Raw genomic sequence first — 19,426 nt, forward strand, 5'->3', positions numbered from 1 at the left:
TAGGGTGCAGCCAATAGATGATTTGATAAAACAATATTTGCAAGAGCTTGATTATGAACCTATTTTAACTATGCTTGCTAATACCAAATCAGGCAAAAAATTGCGTTCAAAGCTACTTTTAGCAATCGCAGGAGAAAATGCAAATTCTTATAAAATTTGTGCCGCAATAGAACTTATACATTTAGCAAGTTTGTTGCATGATGATATCATAGATGAAAGCAAATTAAGACGTGGTGCAAAGTCTGTTAATGCCGAATTTGGTACAAAAAACGCCCTTATGCTTGGAGATATTTTATATTCAAAAGCTTTTTATGAATTGAGCCAACTAGATGCTTGTTTTGCAAGTATTATTTCAGATGCGGTTGTTAAGCTTGCTGTAGGCGAGCTTATGGATGTTGAGCTTAGCAAAAGTTTTAATGCGGATAAAGATAAATATCTAAAGATGATTTATAATAAAACCGCAGTTTTAATCGAAGCAAGTGCAAGGTGTGGGGCTATTTTGGCAAATTTAGATGAAAAAGCTTTTGGAGAATATGGCAAAAATTTAGGTCTTGCATTTCAAATGATTGATGATATTTTAGACATTAAGGGCGATGAAAAAACCCTTGGAAAACCTGCTATGAATGATTTTAAAGAGGGTAAAACCACTTTGCCTTATATTTATCTTTATGAAAATTTAAATAATGAGGATAGGGCTCAATTAAAGAATTTATTTCAAAAAGATTTAAACAATGATGAAAAAATTTGGATACAAACCAAATTTGAAGAAACAAAAGCTTTAAATAAAGCTATATTGGAGGCTAAAGAATATGCCCACCAAGCAGCACTAGCTATAAAAGATTTTTCCAATGAAAAACTTCAAGATATAATTCAAGCTATGATAGATAGGGATTTTTAATGTATTATTGCATATCTTTTACTCATAAAAATACAGATCTTTCTTTAAGGGAGAGATTGAGTTTTTCAGATGAAGCAAAAAAAAACGAGTTTTTGAGATTGCTAAGCATTCATGAAAATATTGAAGAATGTTTGGTTATAAGCACTTGTAATCGTGTAGAAATAGTAGCTTATGTAAAAGAAGCTTGTGCAGAATATATTATTAAATCCTTAGCTTTATTATGCAATGTAGATAAAGAAAGCTTAGTTCAAAAAGCTGATATTTTTGAAGATAGCGGAGCTATTCATCATCTTTTTTCGGTTGCAAGCTCACTTGATAGTTTGGTTGTTGGAGAAACACAAATCGCAGGGCAATTAAAAGATGCTTTTGCTTTTGCTTTAAAAAATAATTTTTGCGCGGTACATCTTTCAAGGGCAATTCACAGTGCATTTAAATGCGCAGCTAAGGTTCGTAATGAAACCCAAATTTCAAAAAATCCTATTTCAGTCGCTAGTGTAGCAGTAGCTAAGGCTAAAGAACTTTTGCCTTTAGATGGAAAAAGTGCTATAGTTATAGGTGCGGGTGAGATGGGAGAGCTTGCAGCCAAGCATTTAATCACTGCTGGAGCTAGAGTTATAGTGTTAAACAGGGATATGGAAAAGGCTCGTATCCTTTGTGAGAGATTGGGTGTTTTAAGCGAGTGCGATAGCTTAAATAATTTAAAAAAATATCTTAATGAGTATGAACTTTTTTTCTCAGCTACCAATGCCCCAAATGCTATTATTGCAAATTCTTTAATCGATGAGGTCTCTCATAAGAGATATTTTTTTGATATTGCTGTGCCACGAGATATTGATATTAGTGAAAATGAAAAAATATCAGTTTTTGCGGTCGATGATCTTGAAGTTGTTGTGCGAAAAAATTTAGCCTTAAGAGAACAAGAAGCGCGTATGGCGTATGGTATCATCGGGCGTGAGACAGCAGAATTTTTTAGATATTTAAATGATTTAGCTTTAACTCCTATTATAAAAGCGATTCGCTTGCAAGCAAAAGAATGTGCCAACAAACAGCTTCAAATCGCTTTAGATAAAGGATATTTAAAACATTCTGATGAAGAAGAGGCAAGAAAATTAATCCATCAAGTTTTTAAAGCTTTCTTGCATACTCCAACTATGAATTTGAAACATTTGCAAGGTAAAATGCAAAGTGATACAGTGATTAATGCTATGCGTTATATTTTTGATTTGGAAAATAATCTTGAAGGTTTAAATCAATACACATGCGAATTTAATATGGAGAATAATGATGAAATTTAGTAAATTATATGCACCAAGTCTTAAAGAGGCTCCAAAAGATGCGACTTTACCGAGCCATATTTTTTTAACACGCGCTGGCTTTGTTGAGCAAATTGGTAGTGGGCTTTATAATTTTTTACCTTTGGGAAAAAGAGTTTTAGACAAGATTAAAAATATAGTTAAAGAAGAAATGGATAAGGCTGGAGCACAAGAAGTAAATCTTAGTTTTATCACTCCTGCAAGTTTGTGGCAAGAAAGTGGGCGTTATAATGTTTTTGGAAAAGAACTTTTGCGTTTTAAAGACAGAAAAGAAAATGAATTTGTTTTAGGTCCAACACATGAAGAGGCTATGCTTTCTTTGGTAAAAAACAAAATCACAAGCTATAAACAACTTCCTTTGCATTTATATCAAATTGGACTTAAATTTCGTGATGAAGCAAGGCCTAGATTTGGGCTTTTAAGATGTCGTGAATTTCTAATGAAAGATGGATATAGTTTTCATGCTAATGAAGAAGATTTAGGGCGTGAGTTTGAGCTTATGTATAAAACTTATTCTCAAATTTTACAAAGAATGGGGCTTGATTTTAGAGCAGTTGAAGCTGATAGTGGGGCTATTGGTGGAAGTGGTTCTAAGGAATTTATGGTTTTGGCAAAAAATGGTGAGGATGATATTTTAATTTGTGAAAATTGTGATTATGCTGCAAATGTTGAAGCTGCAGTTAGAGCCAATAAAACTTGTGATGAAGAGCGTCCTGAAGCAAATTATGCAAGTAAATTTCACACTCCAAATATTAAAACTATAGATTCTTTAGCACAATTTTTTAAAATTAATGCTTTTTATACGATTAAAGCAGTGGTAAAAAAAGCTATTTATGAAAATGAAAGCAAATTAGTTGTGTTTTTTATAAGAGGAAGTGATGATTTGCAAGAGGTTAAGGCTCAAAACGCTTGCAATGCTCTTGAGCTTGTGGATGCGAGCGAAGAAGAATTAGAAAAAGCGGGATTGGTTGCAGGTTTTATAGGCTTTGTGGGTTTGAAAAATGTTGATTTTTATTTGGATAAAGAGCTTGAAGGCGAAAAACAAATGATAATGGGAGCAAATGAAAAAGATTATCATTTAATAGGCATTGATGTAGTTAATTTAAACAAAGATCGCTTTAAGGATTTAGCAGAGGTTAAAGAAAATGATTGCTGTGCTAAATGTGGAGCAAAATTAAAATTAAGCAAGGGTATAGAAGTAGGACATATTTTTAAATTAGGGCAAAAATATTCTAAGGCTATGAATGCAAATTTCTTAGATGAAAATGGCAAAAGCAAGCCTTTTTACATGGGATGTTATGGTATAGGGGTTTCGCGTTTACTTGCAGTAGCAATTGAGGCAAATCATGATGAAAAGGGTTGTATTTGGAATAAAACCTTAGCTCCTTTTACGCTTGAAATTATAATTTCAAATATCAAAGATGAGAAGTCTTTGGAATTTGCTACCAAGCTTTATGAGGATTTAAGCAATGCAGGTATTGAAGTTTTACTTGATGATAGAAATGAGCGTTTTGGTGTTAAGATGAATGATTTTGAGCTTATGGGCTTTCCTTATGCTTTAGTTGTAGGCAAGGGCTTAGAAAAAGATGAGTTAGAATTTATAGATAGAAAAACACTAGAGAAAAAAATCATATCAAGTAAAGAAGTATTTGATTTTATTAAAAAGAGTGTAGAATGAATTACAAGCTAAGCCTTAGTCCGCTTTTTTTACTAGAACTTGTTGCAAGTATTTTATTTATTGTATTTTTTGGTTTGGGAAATTTTTTAATTTTTATTTTAGCTAGTATGATTTTTGGAGTAATTTTGCTCGGAATTTTTTGGAAAAATATGCTTGAATTTCGTATAAGCGGTTTTAAAGATATGTTGACTCAATTTGCTTTTGTAATGGCGGCTTTTTTGTTTATCTTTCCAGGAATAGTAACGAGTATTTTTGGATTTTTTGTTTTGTGTTTTGGTTTGATTTTTAATTTTGCTAAGCCTAGATATAAAAGAAACTACAGACAAAATAACACTTCTGATGAAGAAATTATCGATGTTGAAATTATAGAGGAGAGAAAATGAAAGAGCTTGTTATAGCTACAAGAAAGAGTCAATTAGCTCTTTGGCAAAGCGAATTTATAGCAGATTTTTTAAATAAAACTCATGGCATAGCAGTTCGCTTAGAAGGCTTTAAAACCAAAGGAGATGTTTTGTTAGATAGCCCACTAGCAAAAATAGGTGGTAAAGGACTTTTTACTAAAGAACTAGAAGAAAGTATGCTAAGAAATGAAGCGCATTTAGCTGTGCATAGTTTAAAAGATGTGCCAAGTTTCTTTCCGCAAGGCTTGGTTTTGGCTGCAGTTAGCAAAAGAGAACAAAGTAATGATGCGATGTTGAGTCAAAATTATAAAGATTTTCTTTCTTTGCCAAAAGGCGCAAAGATAGGCACTACAAGTCTTAGACGCAAAATGCAACTTTTATTATTAAGACCTGATTTGGAAATCATTTCTTTGCGTGGCAATGTAAATTCTCGTATAGAAAAATTAAAAAATGGGGATTTTGATGCGATTATCTTAGCTATGGCAGGTATTAAGCGTTTGGATTTAGATAAACAAGTAAATTTTGTTTATACATTTAGCAAAGATGAGCTAATCCCAGCGGCATCCCAAGGAGCTTTAGGCATAGAAAGTATAGATGATGAAAAATTTTTAAAATTTTTAAAATGTTTAAATGATGACAATGCTTTGATAGAAACTACCATAGAAAGAGAATTTATCTCTACTTTAGAAGGAGGATGTCAAGTGCCTATAGGTATTAACGCAGAACTCTTAGGAGATGAAATTTGTGTGCGTGCTATACTTGGATTGCCTGATGGTAGTGAAATTTTAAAAGAAAAAAGAATGATCAAAAAAAGTGATTTTAAAGGCTTTGGAGAGAGTTTGGCTAAGGAGTTTATTGCTAAAGGTGCTAAAGAACTTTTAAAAAAAGCTGAGAGTATGATATGAAAGAATTTATTCAAATTTTAAAAGAAAATGATCTTTTAAGGGTAATTGAAGAACCTGTAGATGTAGATCTTGAAATCGCTCATTTAGCCTATATAGAAGCTAAAAAAGGAGAAAAAGGGAAGGCTTTATTATTTAAAAATCCTATAGATAAAAAATTAAATAAACAATATAAATTTCCTGTTTTGATGAATACTTTTTGCAATAAAAAGGCTTTAAATTTAGCTTTTGGACGTGATTATGAAGAGGTGGCTGAAGAAATTTCAAAACTCATCAAGCTTCATATTCCTACGAGTTTTAAAGCAAAAATGGATTTTTTTATGAATTTGTTAAGTTTTAAAAATATTCCTCCTAAAAGACTGAAAAAAAATAAAGCCTTGTATGATTATGAAATTTTAAACTCACTTGAAGAACTTCCCATACTAAAAACTTGGGAAGATGATGCGGGTAAATTTATTACCATGGGGCAAGTTTATACACAAAATTTAGATAAAACTCAAAATAATCTTGGAATGTATCGTTTGCAAATGAGTGATAAAAATGAACTTTTAATGCATTGGCAAATTCATAAAGATGGGGCAAATTTTTATCACGAATACAAAAATGCTGGTTTTAAAAAAATGCCTGTAAGTATAGCCATAGGTGGAGATCCGCTTTATATTTGGTGTTCTCAAGCACCTTTACCTAAGGGAATTTTTGAACTTTTACTTTATGGTTTTATTAAAAAAACTCCTGCAAAAATTACTCCTTGTGAAAATGGTATTTTTGTACCTTATGATAGTGATGTGGTTATTGAAGGTTATGTGGATTTAGAAGAGTTTAAAATCGAAGGTCCTTTTGGAGATCATACGGGTTTTTACACTCCTGCTGAACTTTTTCCTGTGATGAAAGTAGAAAAAATTTATGCTAAAAAAGATGCGATCTATCAAGCAACGGTTGTAGGAAAGCCTCCTTTAGAAGATAAGATCATGGGGCTTGGTACTGAAAGAATTTTTTTACCCTTGCTTCAAACTTCAGTACCTGATTTAATTGATTATAATATGCCTGAAAATGGGGTCTTTCATAATCTTATCTTAGCAAAAATCGATGCAAAATATCCCGCTCATGCGCAACAAATTATGCATGCATTTTGGGGAGTAGGGCAAATGAGTTTTGTTAAGCATGCAATTTTTGTGGATAAAAATGCACCTTCTTTGAAAGATTATGATGCTTTAATTCCTTATATGTTAGATCGTTTTAATACAAAGAAAATTTTAATTTCAGAAGGAATTTGTGATCAATTAGATCATGCTTCACCTAATTCTTGTTTTGGGGGTAAAGCAGGACTTGATGCTTGTGAAGAAATACAAGTTGAAGAGCTTGAAATTTTAGAAGATGAAAAATTACTAGAACTTTTTAAAACTAAGGTAGAACTTTTAAATTTAAAGCAATTTTATAAAGAAAGTAAAAGTCCTATAGTTTGTATTTTGCTTGATAAAAAAGAAAAAATCGAACAAAGTTTTGACAAACTTTTAGAATTTAAAAAACATTTTAGGATTTTAGTGTTTTTAGATGCTGAAAATAAGCTTGAAAATTCTTATATGCTTGTTTGGCGTGTGGTAAATAATATAGATGCTAAAAGAGATATTTTTATCAAAGAAGAAAGACTTGGAGTAGATGCAAGTGCTAAAGGTGAAGCTGAGGGTTATTTAAGAGCTTGGCCTAAGCAAACAGATTGCACTAAAAGCGTGATAGAAGATTTGATCTTGCGTAATATTTTAGAAAATAATCCAGATCTTTTTAATAAATTTGAAATTTTTTAAGATAATTGAGATTTATTTTAAAATTTTGGCACAGTTTTTGCTTATTATTTTTTTATTATTGAAAAATAAAATTTTCTTTATAAGTGTTCATAAATTTATAAATTTGTCGATATAAGCTTTTAACTAGCAATAGGAAATTTTAAAAAGGATTTTAAAATGGAAATATCGAAGGCAAATGGGCAAATGGATACAGCTTTGGCAAACATTAGCCAAAGAACAAGTGAGACACAGGCTAGTTTAAACATTCAAACCGATAGAAGTCAAGGCCAAGAAGGCGATGATGGACAGCAACGAGGTGTGAGTGAAAAGTTGGCTGATATTACAAAAAAGTTAAATGAGCAAATGGATTCTCTAGATACCAATGTTCGTTTTGGTTATAGTGATAAAATCGGTTCTATGTATATTAGCGTGACTGAAAAAAGCACTGGAAGGGAAATCCGTCAAATTCCTAGTGAAGAAGCTATGAGATTAGCTGAGTATTTTAGGGATGTGATAGGAATGATATTTGATAAGGAGAGTTAAAAATGGCATTTGGTAGTCTATCTAGTTTAGGATTTGGTTCTGGGGTTTTAACTCAAGATACTATAGATAAATTAAAAGAAGCAGAGCAAAAAGCTCGTATTGATCCTTATACTAAAAAAATTGAAGAAAATACAACCAAACAAAAAGATTTAACAGAAATCAAAACTAAATTACTAAGTTTTCAGACGGCTGTTTCATCATTAGCCGATGCTACGGTTTTTGCGAAAAGAAAAGTTGTAGGAAGTATTAGCGATAATCCTCCAGCAAGTCTTACGGTTAATTCGGGTGTTGCTTTACAAAGCATGAATATCAATGTTACTCAACTTGCACAAAAAGATGTGTATCAAAGTAAAGGATTAGCAAATGACGGTGGTTTTGTTAATGCACAATTAAATGGAACTGCCGATCTTACTTTTTTTTCAAATGGCAAAGAATATACTGTTACGGTAGATAAAAACACAACCTATAGAGATTTAGCTGATAAAATTAATGAAGCTAGTGGAGGAGAGATTGTCGCTAAGATTGTAAACACAGGAGAGAAAGGCACTCCTTACCGCTTAACTTTAACCAGTAAAGAAACAGGCGAAGACAGTGCGATAAGTTTCTATGCGGGAAAAAAAGATTCGAATGGTAAGTATACAAGTGATTCAGAGGCAGAAACAATATTCAAAAATCTTGGATGGGAATTAGATACAACGAGTTCTATTGATCCAGCTAAGGATAAAAAAGGTTATGGTATTAAGGATGCTTCTTTGCATATCCAAACTGCGCAAAATGCAGAATTTACACTTGATGGTATTAAGATGTTTAGATCAAGTAACACTGTTACCGATCTTGGTGTAGGAATGACTTTAACTTTAAATAAAACAGGTGAAATTAATTTTGATGTACAGCAAGATTTTGAAGGTGTGACAAAAGCCATGCAAGATTTGGTGGATGCTTATAATGATTTAGTAACCAATCTTAATGCTGCAACTGACTATAATAGTGAAACTGGAACAAAAGGAACTTTACAAGGCATCAGTGAAGTAAATTCAATACGCTCAAGCATTCTTGCTGATTTGTTTGATTCTCAAGTTGTTGATGGAACTACTGAAGATGCAAATGGTAATAAAGTAAACACTAAGGTTATGCTTTCTATGCAGGATTTTGGCTTAAGTTTAAATGATGCAGGCACTTTGAGTTTTGATTCTTCTAAATTTGAACAAAAAGTTAAAGAAGATCCAGACTCTACTGAAAGTTTTTTTTCAAATATTACTAAATACGAAGACATTAATCACACAGGAGAGGTAATTAAGACAGGAAGTTTAAGTAAATATCTTAATTCCAATGGAGGTAATACTAATGGTTTAGAATTTAAACCAGGAGATTTTACTATAGTTTTTAATAATCAAACATATGATTTATCTAAAAATTCTGATGGTACTAATTTTAAATTAACAGGGAAAACAGAGGAAGAATTGCTTCAAAATTTAGCTAATCATATAAACAGTAAAGGTATTGAAGGCTTAAAAGTTAAGGTTGAATCCTATAATCAAAACAATGTTACAGGGTTTAGGTTGAATTTTAGTGGAGATGGTAGCTCGGATTTTTCAATCAAAGGAGATGCTAACATTCTCAAGGAATTAGGTTTGTCTGACGTAAATATAACCTCTAAGCCTATAGAAGGTAAAGGTATTTTTTCAAAATTAAAAGCCACGTTGCAAGAGATGACTGGAAAAGATGGTTCAATTACAAAATATGATGAGAGTTTGACAAATGATATTAAATCATTAAATACCTCTAAAGACTCGACTCAGGCTATGATTGATACAAGATATGATACAATGGCGAATCAATGGTTGCAATATGAGAGTATTTTAAATAAACTCAATCAACAGCTAAATACTGTGACTAATATGATTAATGCGGCAAACAATTCTAATAATTAAGGATAAAAAGATGCAAAATAATTTAGCCTATAATGCTTATTCTCAAAATCAAGTGGGGATAGAGTCCCCGCAAAAACTTATTGAAATGCTTTATGAGGGAATTTTGCGTTTTTGTGCAAGAGCTAAAGTAGCCATAAGAAATGAAGATATAGAACAAAGAGTGTATTTTGTAAAAAGAACCACGGCTATTTTTATAGAGCTTATTAATACTTTAAACTATGAAAAAGGCGGAGAAGTGGCACATTATTTAAGCGGGCTTTATACAAGAGAAATTCAACTTTTATCTTTGGCAAATTTAGAAAATAACGAAGATAGAATCAATGAAGTTATAAATGTAACCAAAGGTTTACTAGAAGCTTGGAGAGAAGTGCATAACAATGAAACAGTGGCTCAGTGATTTTAAACTTGCATTAATCCAAGAAGATGTCAATAAACTTGAAAATTTACTTGATGAACTTGATATGAAAGCTTTTATTAAAAATTTAGCCAAAGAATCGCCTTCAGAAGATTTTTTAAAAGAAAATGCAAATGATGTATTTTATCAAGTTCAAGCTCTTTTGCAAGAAGCTGTTATACTGATTGAACAAAAGAAAAAAACAAAAGCTGTTGAAATTCAAAAATTTCAAAAAGCGTTGACATATTTTAAATCTTAAAAAAGCATAGCGATAAGCCGAGTTCTGTCTAGAATGCTCATTTATCTAGTTTTGTTTTTGCAAACAAAATCAAGCGAAGGGTTAAAACAAAGACCTTAACCATCCCTTCTTGCTGCACATTGGGTTTACATAGCCGAAATTGTTGCCAAAATCGCTGGTAAGCTTTTACCTCACCGTTTCACCTTTTCCACTTTTGTGGTAGTTTTCTTTCTGTTGCACTGTCCCTTAGGTCGCCCTAGCCATCTGTTAGATGGAATGTTTGTCTTTTGCAGCTCGGACTTTCCTCTTCTTTTTTTAAAGAAGCGAGCATTTACTATGCTTTAAAGCTAAATTCTAACAAAAAAATGCTTATTTTATTATCAATTATATTGTGATATCAAATAATTTTTGTTAGAATTATAATTTATTTTTAATATAAAAGGAAAATTATGGCATCTTATTCAATGGGTGATTTAAAAAAAGGGCTTAAAATCGAAATCGATGGAATTCCTTTTAAAATAGTTGAATATCAACATGTAAAACCAGGAAAAGGTCCTGCTTTTGTGCGTATAAAAATCAAATCTTTTATTGATGGTAAGGTTTTAGAAAAAACTTTTCACGCAGGAGATAAATGCGAAGCTCCAAATTTGGAAGAAAAAACTATGCAGTATCTTTATGATGATGGAGAAAATTGTCAATTTATGGATACAGAATCTTATGAGCAAGTTGCAATCAGTGATGAAGATGTAGGCGAAGCAAAAAAATGGATGCTTGATGGTATGATGGTGGATGTACTTTTTCACAACGGCAAGGCTATTGGCGTGGAAGTTCCGCAAGTTGTAGAACTTAAGATTGTAGAAACAGCTCCAAATTTTAAAGGCGATACTCAAGGTTCAAACAAAAAACCTGCTACACTTGAAACAGGTGCAGTTGTGCAAATTCCTTTCCATGTTTTAGAGGGTGAAGTTATACGCGTTGATACAGTGCGCGGAGAATATATCGAAAGAGCTAATAAATAAAATTTTTACGCGTACAGATTTTTTTAAGCGCGTTTGATTTTATCGCAAAAAATAAATATCAAATTCAGCAAGTTTGTATAAATTAAGATATTTATGTAAGATTTTAAAATATATTATTTCAGCTTTTAATGCATGCAAGCTTAAAAGCTGAATTTAAAGAATTATTTACTTGTCAATTTTACTCTAAAAATGTATTTTGCAATGTATTTAAAATATTTTCTTAAATAAGCCCTATGAATAACAAAACCTCCTAAAAGTCCTAAAAGACTGCCTATGATAATATCTTGTAAGCGAGCGTGTATTAACATATCAACACTTAAGTTTCCAAAAGAAGCCGCCTCGGCCAAATAGGTCACATAAGGTGTAAGAAAAATGACAGCTAAGGCATAGTTTCTAACTACTAAAAATTCAATTATAAAGGCTAAAAACATCATTAAAAAGATAAATTCTAAAGGAGTGAATTTAATTCTTAAAAGCCACCATGCAAATAAAATTCCAACTGTTGTTCCAAGAATGCGTTGAAGTTGTTTTATCCAAACTGAATTTAAATTAGTCCCTTGTAAGATAACCGTTGTGCTAACTGCAACCCAATAACTTCGATCAAGTTCTAAAAATGTTCCTAAAAACACAGCAAAGCCAACAAAAAAAGCAATAATTATAGAATCCACAAAGATAACATCAAAACCTAAATTTCCATTTTTTAAAACGGGTTTGGGTGGAGAATTTTTAAAAATATAAATGACAGATACAGAGTATAAAAAAGCAGTTATATTAGCAATGATACCGCCTATACAGATTAGTCCCACTAGAAAAATATAATCTTTTGGCGGAAAAGGAAAAAATGAAGCTAGTAAACAGGAAAAAACGAAGAAAAAATATCCTGGCGCGCCTATATTATAATAGCGTATCAAAATAGAGCTAGCCATAGCTACTAAGCCAACTACAAGCGGAGAGAATGCAGGAAAAAAATGCGTGCAAAGTCCTATTAAAAAAGACAAACACAAACCAAAAGAGCAGCACATTGTAACAGCCATTCTATGATACATAGGTGTATTGGTTGTATAAACAAAAGCCATGATTCCTATTATAGCAATTAATCCTAAGTCCATACGATCATAATATGCAGCAATACTAAGCGCAAATCCAACTGCTAAGGCAAAGAAAAAAGGCATTTGCCAAACTCTTTCGGTTGGATTAAGTTGTATGATTTCTTTACATTGTTGTTTTAAAATTTTTCTTTTACTCATTTTCTTATCTGTCCTTCTCCACTGATTAAGTATTTATAGGTGCAAATATCTTCAACTCCCATAGGACCTCTTGCATGAAGTTTGCTTGTGGAAATTCCTACCTCTCCACCAAAGCCAAATTCACCCCCATCACTAAAACGAGTCGAGGCATTGACATAAATACAAGATGAGCGTAGAAGGCGTTGAAATTTGCCTATGTTTAAAGCATTGTTTGAGATTATGGTTTCAGAGTGTAAAGAGCTGTGTTGGTTGATATGCTCTATAGCCTCATCACAATCTTTTACCGATTTTATACTGATAGCATAATCAAGCCATTCTGTATCAAAAGTGCTTTCATCAGCCTTTGAAATTTCTAATTTTGAGTTTTTAAAATGTTCTAAGATATTTTCATGTGCGTGAATTTTTACCTTAAATTTTTCAAATTCAGGGATTAAAAGCTTTATAAAATCTTTAGCAATTTTTTCATGGATTAAAAGGGTTTCTAGAGCATTACAAACGCTTACTCTTTGGCATTTTGCATTAAGGATGATTTCTAAAGCCATATTTAAATTTGCACTCTCATCCACAAAAGCATGACATAAGCCTTTATCTTGTTTAATGAGTGGAATTTTTGTATGACTAGCAATTTCTTGTATCATGTTTGAACTTCCACGAGGGATGATCACATCAACCAAATCATCAAAAGCTAAAATTTGCATGATTTCATTTCTTTCATAAAACATAGCAAAACAATCTTGCAAATTAAACTCTTCTAACACTTTATAAACAAGATCAAATATGGCCGAATTTGTAAATTTTGCCTCACTGCCTCCTTTAAGTACGCAAGCATTGGAGCTTTTTATCATTAAAGCGATGATTTCAGCACTTAGGCTTGGTCTTGCTTCATAAATCACACTGATTAATCCTATAGGAATGCTGATTTTTTCTATCTTTAAGCCCGCATAATTAACCCAGCCTTTAGAAATTTTACCTATAGGATCTTCTAAATAAGCAATCTTTTCCAAAGCATCGCAAAGAGAAAAAATGCGTTTTTCATCTAGCAAAAGTCTATCTCGCATTGCTCCGCTTTTGGTAAAATTTGTCATGTCTTTTTCATTGGCTTCTAATATGATTTTAAAATTCTCTCTTAAAGCACAAGCTAATTTCAATATAATATTTTCTTTATCCTTGGGAGTTAAATTGAGCAGTTTTTGAGAATTTTTCTTAATATTTTCAAGTAAATTTCGCATTTTTAATCCTTTATTTACAAAAAACTTGATAAATTATACAAAAAATTTTAGAATTGAAAGGTAAATTTGAATGAAAAAAGTAGATTTAATTGTAGTAGGTGCAGGGCCGACAGGAATTGGTTGTGCGGTTGAAGCTAAGCTTAAAAATAAAGAAGTTTTGGTATTAGAAAAATCAAACAATATTTGTCAAACTTTGATGCAGTTTTATAAAGATGGCAAAAGGGTTGATATGGCTTATAAGGGTTGTGAAGGCACAAATCACGGACATGTTCCTTTTCAAGATGGAACCAAAGAAAGCACTATAGAGACTTTTCAAAATGCTTTAAATGAGCATAAAATAGAAGTTGAGTTTGGCTCTGAGGTAGAGAGTGTGAAAAATGAAAATGGAGTATTTTTAGTAAGTACAGGCAAGGGTGTTTATGAGTGTAAAAATATCATCGTAGCTATAGGTAGAATGGGTAAGCCTAATAAGCCTGATTATAAACTTCCTGGAACTTTAACAAAGATTATTAATTTCAATGCTAATTCTGTTTTAGGTGATGAAAAAATCCTTGTTGTAGGAGGTGGAAATTCAGCTGCAGAGTATGCAGTAGATTTAGCTAATTCTAATAAAGTAAGCCTTTGTTATCGCAAGAAAGAATTTACAAGATTAAACGATATCAATCTTAAAGATATTCACGAAGCTGGAAATTCAGGCAAAGTAGAATTAAAACTCGGTATAGATATAGAAGAACTTGAGGATGATAATGGTAAAGCTAAGGTGAAATTTAACGATGGCAGCAACGAAACTTATGATAGAATCATTTATGCTATCGGTGGTTCTACTCCTCTTGATTTTTTACAAAAATGCGGAATCAATGTCGATGATAAAGGAGTTCCTTTAATGGATGAAAATAAACAAAGCAATGTAAAAGGTATTTTCGTAGCAGGGGATATCGCAACTAAAAATGGCGCAAGCATAGTAACAGGCTTAAATGACGCTGTAAAGATACTTGCCGTAATTTAATCAAATTTGGCCCTTGGGCTGAATTTGACTTATTAAACTTTCAATATTATAATTTCTTTATTATATTTTAATTTTTAAATATTATCATGCAAACACAAGATAAAAACAATAAAAAAATCATACCGATAGAAACCTATCGCTTAGCTTTCTACATACTAGGACTTCAAACACTCTATTAGCTCCTTTTAAGATATTTGTATTGTTAAATATTTTAAAGGATTTTTTATGTCAAATATTTTTAGCACCTTAAGCCCTTTTAGGCTTTTTGTTAAATGTGCTGTGCCTAATGTAATAAGCATGGCATTTATTTCTTTTTATTATATTGTTGATGGAATTTTTGTTGGAAAATATCTAGGAAATGACGCTTTAGCAGCTTTGGCCTTGATTATTCCTTTTATTATGATATCTTTTGCTTTGGCTGATATGATAGCCATTGGTTCAGCTGTGCAAATTTCTATGCATTTAGGACTTGGGAAGAAACATTTAGCTAGAAAAATCTTTAGTTCTAGTATGTTAATTATCTTCCTTATTTCATGCTTGGTAGGTATTTTAGAATATCTTTTAAGTCCTGTTTTGATCGATTTTTTAGATGTAAATGAAGATATCAAATCAATGGCAAAAGAGTGTATGCTTGTATTTGCTTTGTTCGCCCCCTTTACTATGTGTTCTTTTGCTTTGGATAATTATCTTAGAATTTGCGGAAAAACAACTTATAGTATGACAATGAATGTGATTATAGCATTGAGTAATATAGTGCTTGATTATATTTTCATCGTTGTGTTGGGTTGGGGCTTGTTTTCAGCAGCTCTTGCGACTTGCTTGGGGCTTATGCTAGGCGGTATTTTTGGAATTTTTCCTTTTTTATTTCAGAATTTAGAGCTTAAATTTTCAAGTTTGTATATGAATATGAAGATTTTTAAAAACATAGTTTATAATAGAAGCAGTGAATTTTTTGGCAATATCTCGGGTTCTTTATATGGTATATTTGCTAATTTAGTTTTGTTAAAAATTTCAGGCACTCAAGCAGTTGCCGCTTTTTCTATCGTTTCGTATATTGATAATTTTATCATTATGCTTATTATCGCTATGGGTGATGCGATGCAACCTGCATTAAGTTATAATTATGCTAAAAAAGATTTTTCAAGGATTAAAGATATTTTAAAGGTAATGTTTTTTGCAGGTGCGATTTTATCTTTATTGTCTGTTGCAATGATATTTGTTTTGGGTAAGGATTTAGTAGGATTATTTACTCAAGAAAATGATCAAGAATTTATCATTTTTGCTTATATGGCTTTGATGTTGTTTTCTTTTAATTATCTTTTTGCGTGGTTTAATGTTTTAAGTGGTTCTTTTTTAACAGCGAGCAATAAAGCGAGTTTTTCTTTGATTTTAAGCTTGAGTCAAAATCTTTTTATTCCTTTATGTTTTCTTTTGATTTTATCTTCTATCATGGGCTTAAAAGGAGTGTGGCTTAGTCCATTTTTTGCTGAATTTTGTGTTTTGGTTTTAGCTTGTATTTTTGTTAGAAAAGTCTTTAAGAAACTATCGTTTTTATAAGGATAGTTTCTTTGGATTGATTTTAGAATTTATATCCTACACCTGCAAGTAAGATGTGATATGTTTCATCGTAAAAATCTATATCGCTATTTCTTTTTTCTAAGCCATAATTTGTAAAACCATAAAGTGAGTTATAGCCTAAGAATTGATTTTTTACGAGCTTGAGATTGAATTTTGTAATGCTACCATCTTGTTTTTGGTTAAAAATAGGATCGGTGCCATCTGTTTTGTATTGATTTAAGCTTAGGCTTGGAGTTAGGATATAATTTCTTGCAAAAACCAGATGTGTTCCTATTTTAAAGCCATATCTTGAGTAGCTTTGAGCCTTTCCATCAGCATCATTATAATCATAGTTTAAGCCTAAATTTAATAAAGAATAATTATAGCTTAATTCTAACTCATGATAATTTCCCTCTCGTTTAAGAGAAGCAAATTCTATACTTTCTTTATCTAATTTATTTTTTGCAAAAACATAAGAAGCGTTGAATTTTCCAAAATCACTTTCATAAAGTTGTGAAATTCTAAAGCCGTATTTACTTACATCGGTTTCTTCACGATTGCCTATAAAATAAGGATTAGCATAAGCTTTTTCTCTTAAAGATGAAATGAAAGAAAAAGAAGTGCTAAAGCGTTCTAAATAAGCTCTTTCATAACCCAAAGCAATACCGCTTAAATCCCTTCCGTTGTAGTTTTTAAGAAATACTCTATCATTATCGATTAAATTGCCATAATAAAGCTCAAGACCTATAAAAGGGATAGCAGCTGTATCAGAATTATCGGCATTGTATCCGCTTAGATAGTCACTATTTGCTAGAGGTGAGATATTGCTCTTAACATCTCTTACACCTACTCCTAGGCTTAAATTTCCGCTAAGACCACTTTGAAATTCTATGGATGAAGCTTGACTTACAAATAAAGAGGCCAAAGCAAAAGAAAATAAGGTTTTTTTCAAGATAAACTCCTTGATAGTTTTTATAATTAGAAATTTTATTGTAACTAATATTACTTTAATTTTTTATAAAAAGCTTATGTGAATTTTTAGATTCTTTTAGATAAAATCTTTCAATAAATTTTACTTAAAAAAGGAAAATAGGTGCAGCAAGAGCATTTTGATTTGGATTTAGAACGTGCAATCTTAAGTAGTTGTATTATGAGTGAGGATGCTTATTCTAGTATAGCAGGAGATATAGAACCTAAGGATTTTAGTCTTAAAGCTCATCAGGATGTTTTTAAAGCTATTATTGCTTGCGTGAATGCTGGAGAGCCTATATCGATTAGCTTTTTAAAAAAGCATAAAAAAATAGACGAGCAAATTTTAACCGAGATTATCGCAACTCCTTCGATAATAGATCTTCCCGCTTACGTCAATGAACTTCGCGAAAAGTCGATTAAAAGACAGCTTTTAAGCTTTGCCCATCTTTTGCCAACAAGGATCAATGATAATCGCGCAGTCAGTGAAATTTCTGATGAAATCGGCAAGGAAATTTTTAACATCACCAATCGTGTAAACACCAACGATATCAAAGATATAGAAATAGTCTTAAGTGAGCTTTTGGAAGAATTTAAAAAACAAAAAAGCCTTGAAAACAAATCCGTGATAGGACTTGATACAGGATTTGAAGATCTAAATACTATGACTAAGGGTTTTAAAGGCGGGGAGCTTATCATCATCGCAGCGCGCCCAGGTATGGGAAAAACAACTTTGTGCTTAAATTTTATAGAAAAGGTTTTAAGACAGGATAAAGGAGTGGTGATGTTTTCGCTTGAAATGCCTGCTGCTCAAATCATGCAAAGAATGCTTTCGGCAAAAACTTCCATTCCTTTGCAAAAAATCTTGACTGCGGATTTAAATGATAACGAATGGGAACGCATTGGCGATGCTTGCAATTATTATTCTAAAAAGAAATTATTTATCTATGATAGTGGTTATGCGACTATTACAGATGTAAGAGCGATTTTAAGGCGCTTAAAGGCTCAAGAAGAAAGTATAGGGCTTTGCGTGATCGACTATATAGGGCTTATGATGAGTAATTCTAATTTTAATGATAGACATTTGCAAGTCAGCGAAATTTCAAGAGGGCTTAAGCTTTTAGCAAGGGAGCTTGATATGCCTATCATCGCGCTTTCACAGCTCAATCGTTCTTTAGAACAGCGTGCAAACAAGCGTCCTATGATGAGTGATTTACGTGAAAGTGGGGCTATAGAGCAGGATGCGGATACGATTTTGTTTGTATATCGTGATGAGGTTTATAGGGAACAAGATGAAAAAGAGCGTGAAAATAAAGCGAAAGCCGAAGGCAAGCCTTATCAAAGAAATTTCATTCCTAATCCTATGCAAGAAAATGCTGAAATTTTAGTCGGCAAAAATAGAAATGGTCCTGTAGGGGTTGTCGAGGTTTTATTTTTAAAAGAAAAATCTTGTTTTGTGGATAAGCCACGATTTGAGAGTGTTGAATTTCAGGAGTAGGGATTAACTCTATAGGTCGAGCTTAATTTGCCATAAAGAAATTTAGAAAGAGAACAAAGTCAAAAGTCTAAACTAAATCAATAATAACTAAAGTCCAAAATACCCATAAACAAGCGGTTTTAATAAGAGGCATTCAAGATAAAAGCCCATTGTGTATTATGCTTAAAACGCCTTCTCCACTTTCAACCCCAAAAGCTAAATTTGGAGCAAGAAAAATTAAAAAAATAATCGCTAGTTTATTTCCATTTAAGAGCGTCTTTGTTGTAATTTTCATTTTTTCCAATTCCGTAAGGAACACGATTGTCGGTTTGCATTTCAACTGCCCATTTTGCATTAGAACAATCCCTTTGTTGAGTTTCATTCATTTTCTCCATTTTTTTACATTCTGCAACTCTAGCTTTAGCCTCATCTAAGTGTGCTTTATAATAATCGCTTGTTTTTGCTTTATCTCCACAACCTGCTAAAAAAGCCAAAGCGCCTAAACCAATTAACTTACTAAAATAAAATGTTTCATTGTTCTTCTCCTTGATTTGATATAGAAACAAAATATTTTAGCATTATTTTATTTCTATTTAAGAGCGTCTGAGTTTGATTTACTTCAAGTTTTTTTAATACAACCTGCATCTTTTATAAATTTATCCATTTTTACCTGTTGCATTATTCTTTGATTGCTAAGTAATGAGTAGATATGTTATTTTAATCTATAATAAGTGATTTTGATTTTTTGAGTGGTTTTTACAGTCTGCAATTTTTCATCAGGGTTTTGTTTAAGTTTTGCAATGAGTGTGGCTTTGTTTTAGAAAACTTTATATTGAAGTTTTA

At 31.8% G+C, this 19,426-nt stretch carries 19 protein-coding genes and 1 other RNA gene; 14 read left to right on the forward strand and 6 right to left on the reverse strand.

Annotated features, from left to right (window positions below):
- Nucleotides 1-4: 4 nt before the first annotated feature.
- The 10 genes from KAR88_RS03575 to KAR88_RS03620 all read left to right on the forward strand — a co-directional run bounded on the left by KAR88_RS03575 (nucleotide 5) and on the right by KAR88_RS03620 (nucleotide 10,100).
- Nucleotides 5-898: a polyprenyl synthetase family protein gene (locus tag KAR88_RS03575; protein WP_002780880.1), complete on the forward strand. Its 894-nt coding sequence runs from the start codon at nucleotides 5-7 to the stop codon at nucleotides 896-898.
- On the forward strand, nucleotides 898-2,193 hold the full coding sequence (gene hemA / locus KAR88_RS03580) for a glutamyl-tRNA reductase (RefSeq protein ID WP_134162909.1): 1,296 nt from the start codon (nucleotides 898-900) through the stop codon (nucleotides 2,191-2,193). The genes KAR88_RS03575 and hemA overlap by 1 nt, the downstream gene beginning before the upstream one ends.
- Nucleotides 2,180-3,889 carry a proline--tRNA ligase gene (locus KAR88_RS03585; RefSeq protein WP_004284949.1) on the forward strand — a complete coding sequence of 570 codons (1,710 nt, stop codon included), beginning with the start codon at nucleotides 2,180-2,182 and terminating at the stop codon, nucleotides 3,887-3,889. The genes hemA and KAR88_RS03585 overlap by 14 nt, the downstream gene beginning before the upstream one ends.
- Nucleotides 3,886-4,272, forward strand: coding sequence for a hypothetical protein (locus KAR88_RS03590; protein WP_002782917.1), 387 nt, complete (start codon nucleotides 3,886-3,888; stop codon nucleotides 4,270-4,272). The genes KAR88_RS03585 and KAR88_RS03590 overlap by 4 nt, the downstream gene beginning before the upstream one ends.
- Nucleotides 4,269-5,195, forward strand: coding sequence for a hydroxymethylbilane synthase (gene hemC, locus KAR88_RS03595; protein ID WP_002782915.1), 927 nt, complete (start codon nucleotides 4,269-4,271; stop codon nucleotides 5,193-5,195). The genes KAR88_RS03590 and hemC overlap by 4 nt, the downstream gene beginning before the upstream one ends.
- The gene (locus tag KAR88_RS03600; protein WP_192801222.1) at nucleotides 5,192-6,994 is read left to right on the forward strand and encodes a menaquinone biosynthesis decarboxylase; all 1,803 of its coding nucleotides are present in this window, start codon (nucleotides 5,192-5,194) and stop codon (nucleotides 6,992-6,994) included. Before hemC ends, KAR88_RS03600 begins: the two co-directional genes overlap by 4 nt.
- A gap of 156 nt (nucleotides 6,995-7,150) precedes the next feature.
- Nucleotides 7,151-7,516 carry a FlaG family protein gene (locus KAR88_RS03605; RefSeq protein WP_002776146.1) on the forward strand — a complete coding sequence of 122 codons (366 nt, stop codon included), beginning with the start codon at nucleotides 7,151-7,153 and terminating at the stop codon, nucleotides 7,514-7,516.
- Nucleotides 7,517-7,518: 2 nt separating this feature from the next.
- Complete coding sequence (gene fliD, locus KAR88_RS03610) at nucleotides 7,519-9,447, forward strand: flagellar filament capping protein FliD (RefSeq protein ID WP_038401136.1); 1,929 nt, start codon at nucleotides 7,519-7,521, stop codon at nucleotides 9,445-9,447.
- A 10-nt stretch (nucleotides 9,448-9,457) separates the two neighbouring features.
- Complete coding sequence (fliS, locus tag KAR88_RS03615; RefSeq protein WP_002776169.1) at nucleotides 9,458-9,844, forward strand: flagellar export chaperone FliS; 387 nt, start codon at nucleotides 9,458-9,460, stop codon at nucleotides 9,842-9,844.
- Nucleotides 9,825-10,100: a hypothetical protein gene (locus KAR88_RS03620; RefSeq protein WP_002776186.1), complete on the forward strand. Its 276-nt coding sequence runs from the start codon at nucleotides 9,825-9,827 to the stop codon at nucleotides 10,098-10,100. Before fliS ends, KAR88_RS03620 begins: the two co-directional genes overlap by 20 nt.
- On the opposite strand, the gene rnpB is transcribed toward KAR88_RS03620, so the two are convergent.
- Nucleotides 10,098-10,422: RNase P RNA component class A (gene rnpB / locus KAR88_RS03625), an RNA gene on the reverse strand. The genes KAR88_RS03620 and rnpB overlap by 3 nt on opposite strands.
- A gap of 106 nt (nucleotides 10,423-10,528) precedes the next feature.
- Between rnpB and efp the strand changes: the two genes are divergently transcribed.
- Nucleotides 10,529-11,098, forward strand: coding sequence for an elongation factor P (gene efp / locus KAR88_RS03630; RefSeq protein ID WP_002776189.1), 570 nt, complete (start codon nucleotides 10,529-10,531; stop codon nucleotides 11,096-11,098).
- 161 nt (nucleotides 11,099-11,259) lie between these two features.
- On the opposite strand, the gene KAR88_RS03635 is transcribed toward efp, so the two are convergent.
- Nucleotides 11,260-12,345, reverse strand: a complete 1,086-nt coding sequence (locus KAR88_RS03635) for an FUSC family protein (protein ID WP_002788234.1) — start codon at nucleotides 12,343-12,345, stop codon at nucleotides 11,260-11,262.
- Nucleotides 12,342-13,574: a glutamate-5-semialdehyde dehydrogenase gene (locus KAR88_RS03640; protein WP_002804775.1), complete on the reverse strand. Its 1,233-nt coding sequence runs from the start codon at nucleotides 13,572-13,574 to the stop codon at nucleotides 12,342-12,344. Before KAR88_RS03640 ends, KAR88_RS03635 begins: the two co-directional genes overlap by 4 nt.
- Before the next feature lie 70 nt (nucleotides 13,575-13,644).
- On the opposite strand from KAR88_RS03640, the gene KAR88_RS03645 reads away from it, so the two are divergent.
- On the forward strand, nucleotides 13,645-14,580 hold the full coding sequence (locus tag KAR88_RS03645) for an NAD(P)-binding domain-containing protein (RefSeq protein WP_042962449.1): 936 nt from the start codon (nucleotides 13,645-13,647) through the stop codon (nucleotides 14,578-14,580).
- Between the two features lie 225 nt (nucleotides 14,581-14,805).
- Nucleotides 14,806-16,137, forward strand: a complete 1,332-nt coding sequence (locus tag KAR88_RS03650; RefSeq protein ID WP_192801263.1) for an MATE family efflux transporter — start codon at nucleotides 14,806-14,808, stop codon at nucleotides 16,135-16,137.
- 22 nt (nucleotides 16,138-16,159) lie between these two features.
- Here KAR88_RS03650 and KAR88_RS03655 read toward each other — a convergent pair whose 3' ends face one another.
- Nucleotides 16,160-17,089: a DUF2860 family protein gene (locus KAR88_RS03655; protein ID WP_002782905.1), complete on the reverse strand. Its 930-nt coding sequence runs from the start codon at nucleotides 17,087-17,089 to the stop codon at nucleotides 16,160-16,162.
- Nucleotides 17,090-17,230: 141 nt separating this feature from the next.
- Here KAR88_RS03655 and KAR88_RS03660 point away from each other — a divergent pair, with 141 nt between their 5' ends.
- Complete coding sequence (locus tag KAR88_RS03660; RefSeq protein ID WP_002780905.1) at nucleotides 17,231-18,604, forward strand: replicative DNA helicase; 1,374 nt, start codon at nucleotides 17,231-17,233, stop codon at nucleotides 18,602-18,604.
- 133 nt (nucleotides 18,605-18,737) lie between these two features.
- Here KAR88_RS03660 and KAR88_RS03665 read toward each other — a convergent pair whose 3' ends face one another.
- Nucleotides 18,738-18,878 (reverse strand): hypothetical protein, encoded by a 141-nt coding sequence (locus KAR88_RS03665; RefSeq protein ID WP_032685905.1) that lies wholly within the window; start codon nucleotides 18,876-18,878, stop codon nucleotides 18,738-18,740.
- On the reverse strand, nucleotides 18,841-19,077 hold the full coding sequence (locus KAR88_RS03670; RefSeq protein ID WP_052780969.1) for an EexN family lipoprotein: 237 nt from the start codon (nucleotides 19,075-19,077) through the stop codon (nucleotides 18,841-18,843). The genes KAR88_RS03665 and KAR88_RS03670 overlap by 38 nt, the downstream gene beginning before the upstream one ends.
- Nucleotides 19,078-19,426 lie beyond the last annotated feature (349 nt).

Source organism: Campylobacter sp. JH23, from assembly GCF_017846595.1.
Classification (GTDB): Bacteria; Campylobacterota; Campylobacteria; order Campylobacterales; family Campylobacteraceae; genus Campylobacter_D; species Campylobacter_D coli.

Excerpts from the sequence above, each read along its gene's own strand:
- KAR88_RS03585 (WP_004284949.1), top strand. The coding sequence starts at position 2,180 with ATGATGAAATTTAGTAAATTATATGCACCAAGTCTTAAAGAGGCTCCA.
- hemA (WP_134162909.1), top strand. The coding sequence starts at position 898 with ATGTATTATTGCATATCTTTTACTCATAAAAATACAGATCTTTCTTTA.
- KAR88_RS03635 (WP_002788234.1), bottom strand. The coding sequence starts at position 12,345 with ATGAGTAAAAGAAAAATTTTAAAACAACAATGTAAAGAAATCATACAA.
- KAR88_RS03620 (WP_002776186.1), top strand. The coding sequence starts at position 9,825 with ATGAAACAGTGGCTCAGTGATTTTAAACTTGCATTAATCCAAGAAGAT.
- fliD (WP_038401136.1), top strand. The coding sequence starts at position 7,519 with ATGGCATTTGGTAGTCTATCTAGTTTAGGATTTGGTTCTGGGGTTTTA.
- KAR88_RS03645 (WP_042962449.1), top strand. The coding sequence starts at position 13,645 with ATGAAAAAAGTAGATTTAATTGTAGTAGGTGCAGGGCCGACAGGAATT.
- KAR88_RS03590 (WP_002782917.1), top strand. The coding sequence starts at position 3,886 with ATGAATTACAAGCTAAGCCTTAGTCCGCTTTTTTTACTAGAACTTGTT.
- KAR88_RS03605 (WP_002776146.1), top strand. The coding sequence starts at position 7,151 with ATGGAAATATCGAAGGCAAATGGGCAAATGGATACAGCTTTGGCAAAC.
- KAR88_RS03600 (WP_192801222.1), top strand. The coding sequence starts at position 5,192 with ATGAAAGAATTTATTCAAATTTTAAAAGAAAATGATCTTTTAAGGGTA.
- hemC (WP_002782915.1), top strand. The coding sequence starts at position 4,269 with ATGAAAGAGCTTGTTATAGCTACAAGAAAGAGTCAATTAGCTCTTTGG.
- KAR88_RS03640 (WP_002804775.1), bottom strand. The coding sequence starts at position 13,574 with ATGCGAAATTTACTTGAAAATATTAAGAAAAATTCTCAAAAACTGCTC.
- KAR88_RS03650 (WP_192801263.1), top strand. The coding sequence starts at position 14,806 with ATGTCAAATATTTTTAGCACCTTAAGCCCTTTTAGGCTTTTTGTTAAA.
- KAR88_RS03665 (WP_032685905.1), bottom strand. The coding sequence starts at position 18,878 with ATGAAAATTACAACAAAGACGCTCTTAAATGGAAATAAACTAGCGATT.
- fliS (WP_002776169.1), top strand. The coding sequence starts at position 9,458 with ATGCAAAATAATTTAGCCTATAATGCTTATTCTCAAAATCAAGTGGGG.
- efp (WP_002776189.1), top strand. The coding sequence starts at position 10,529 with ATGGCATCTTATTCAATGGGTGATTTAAAAAAAGGGCTTAAAATCGAA.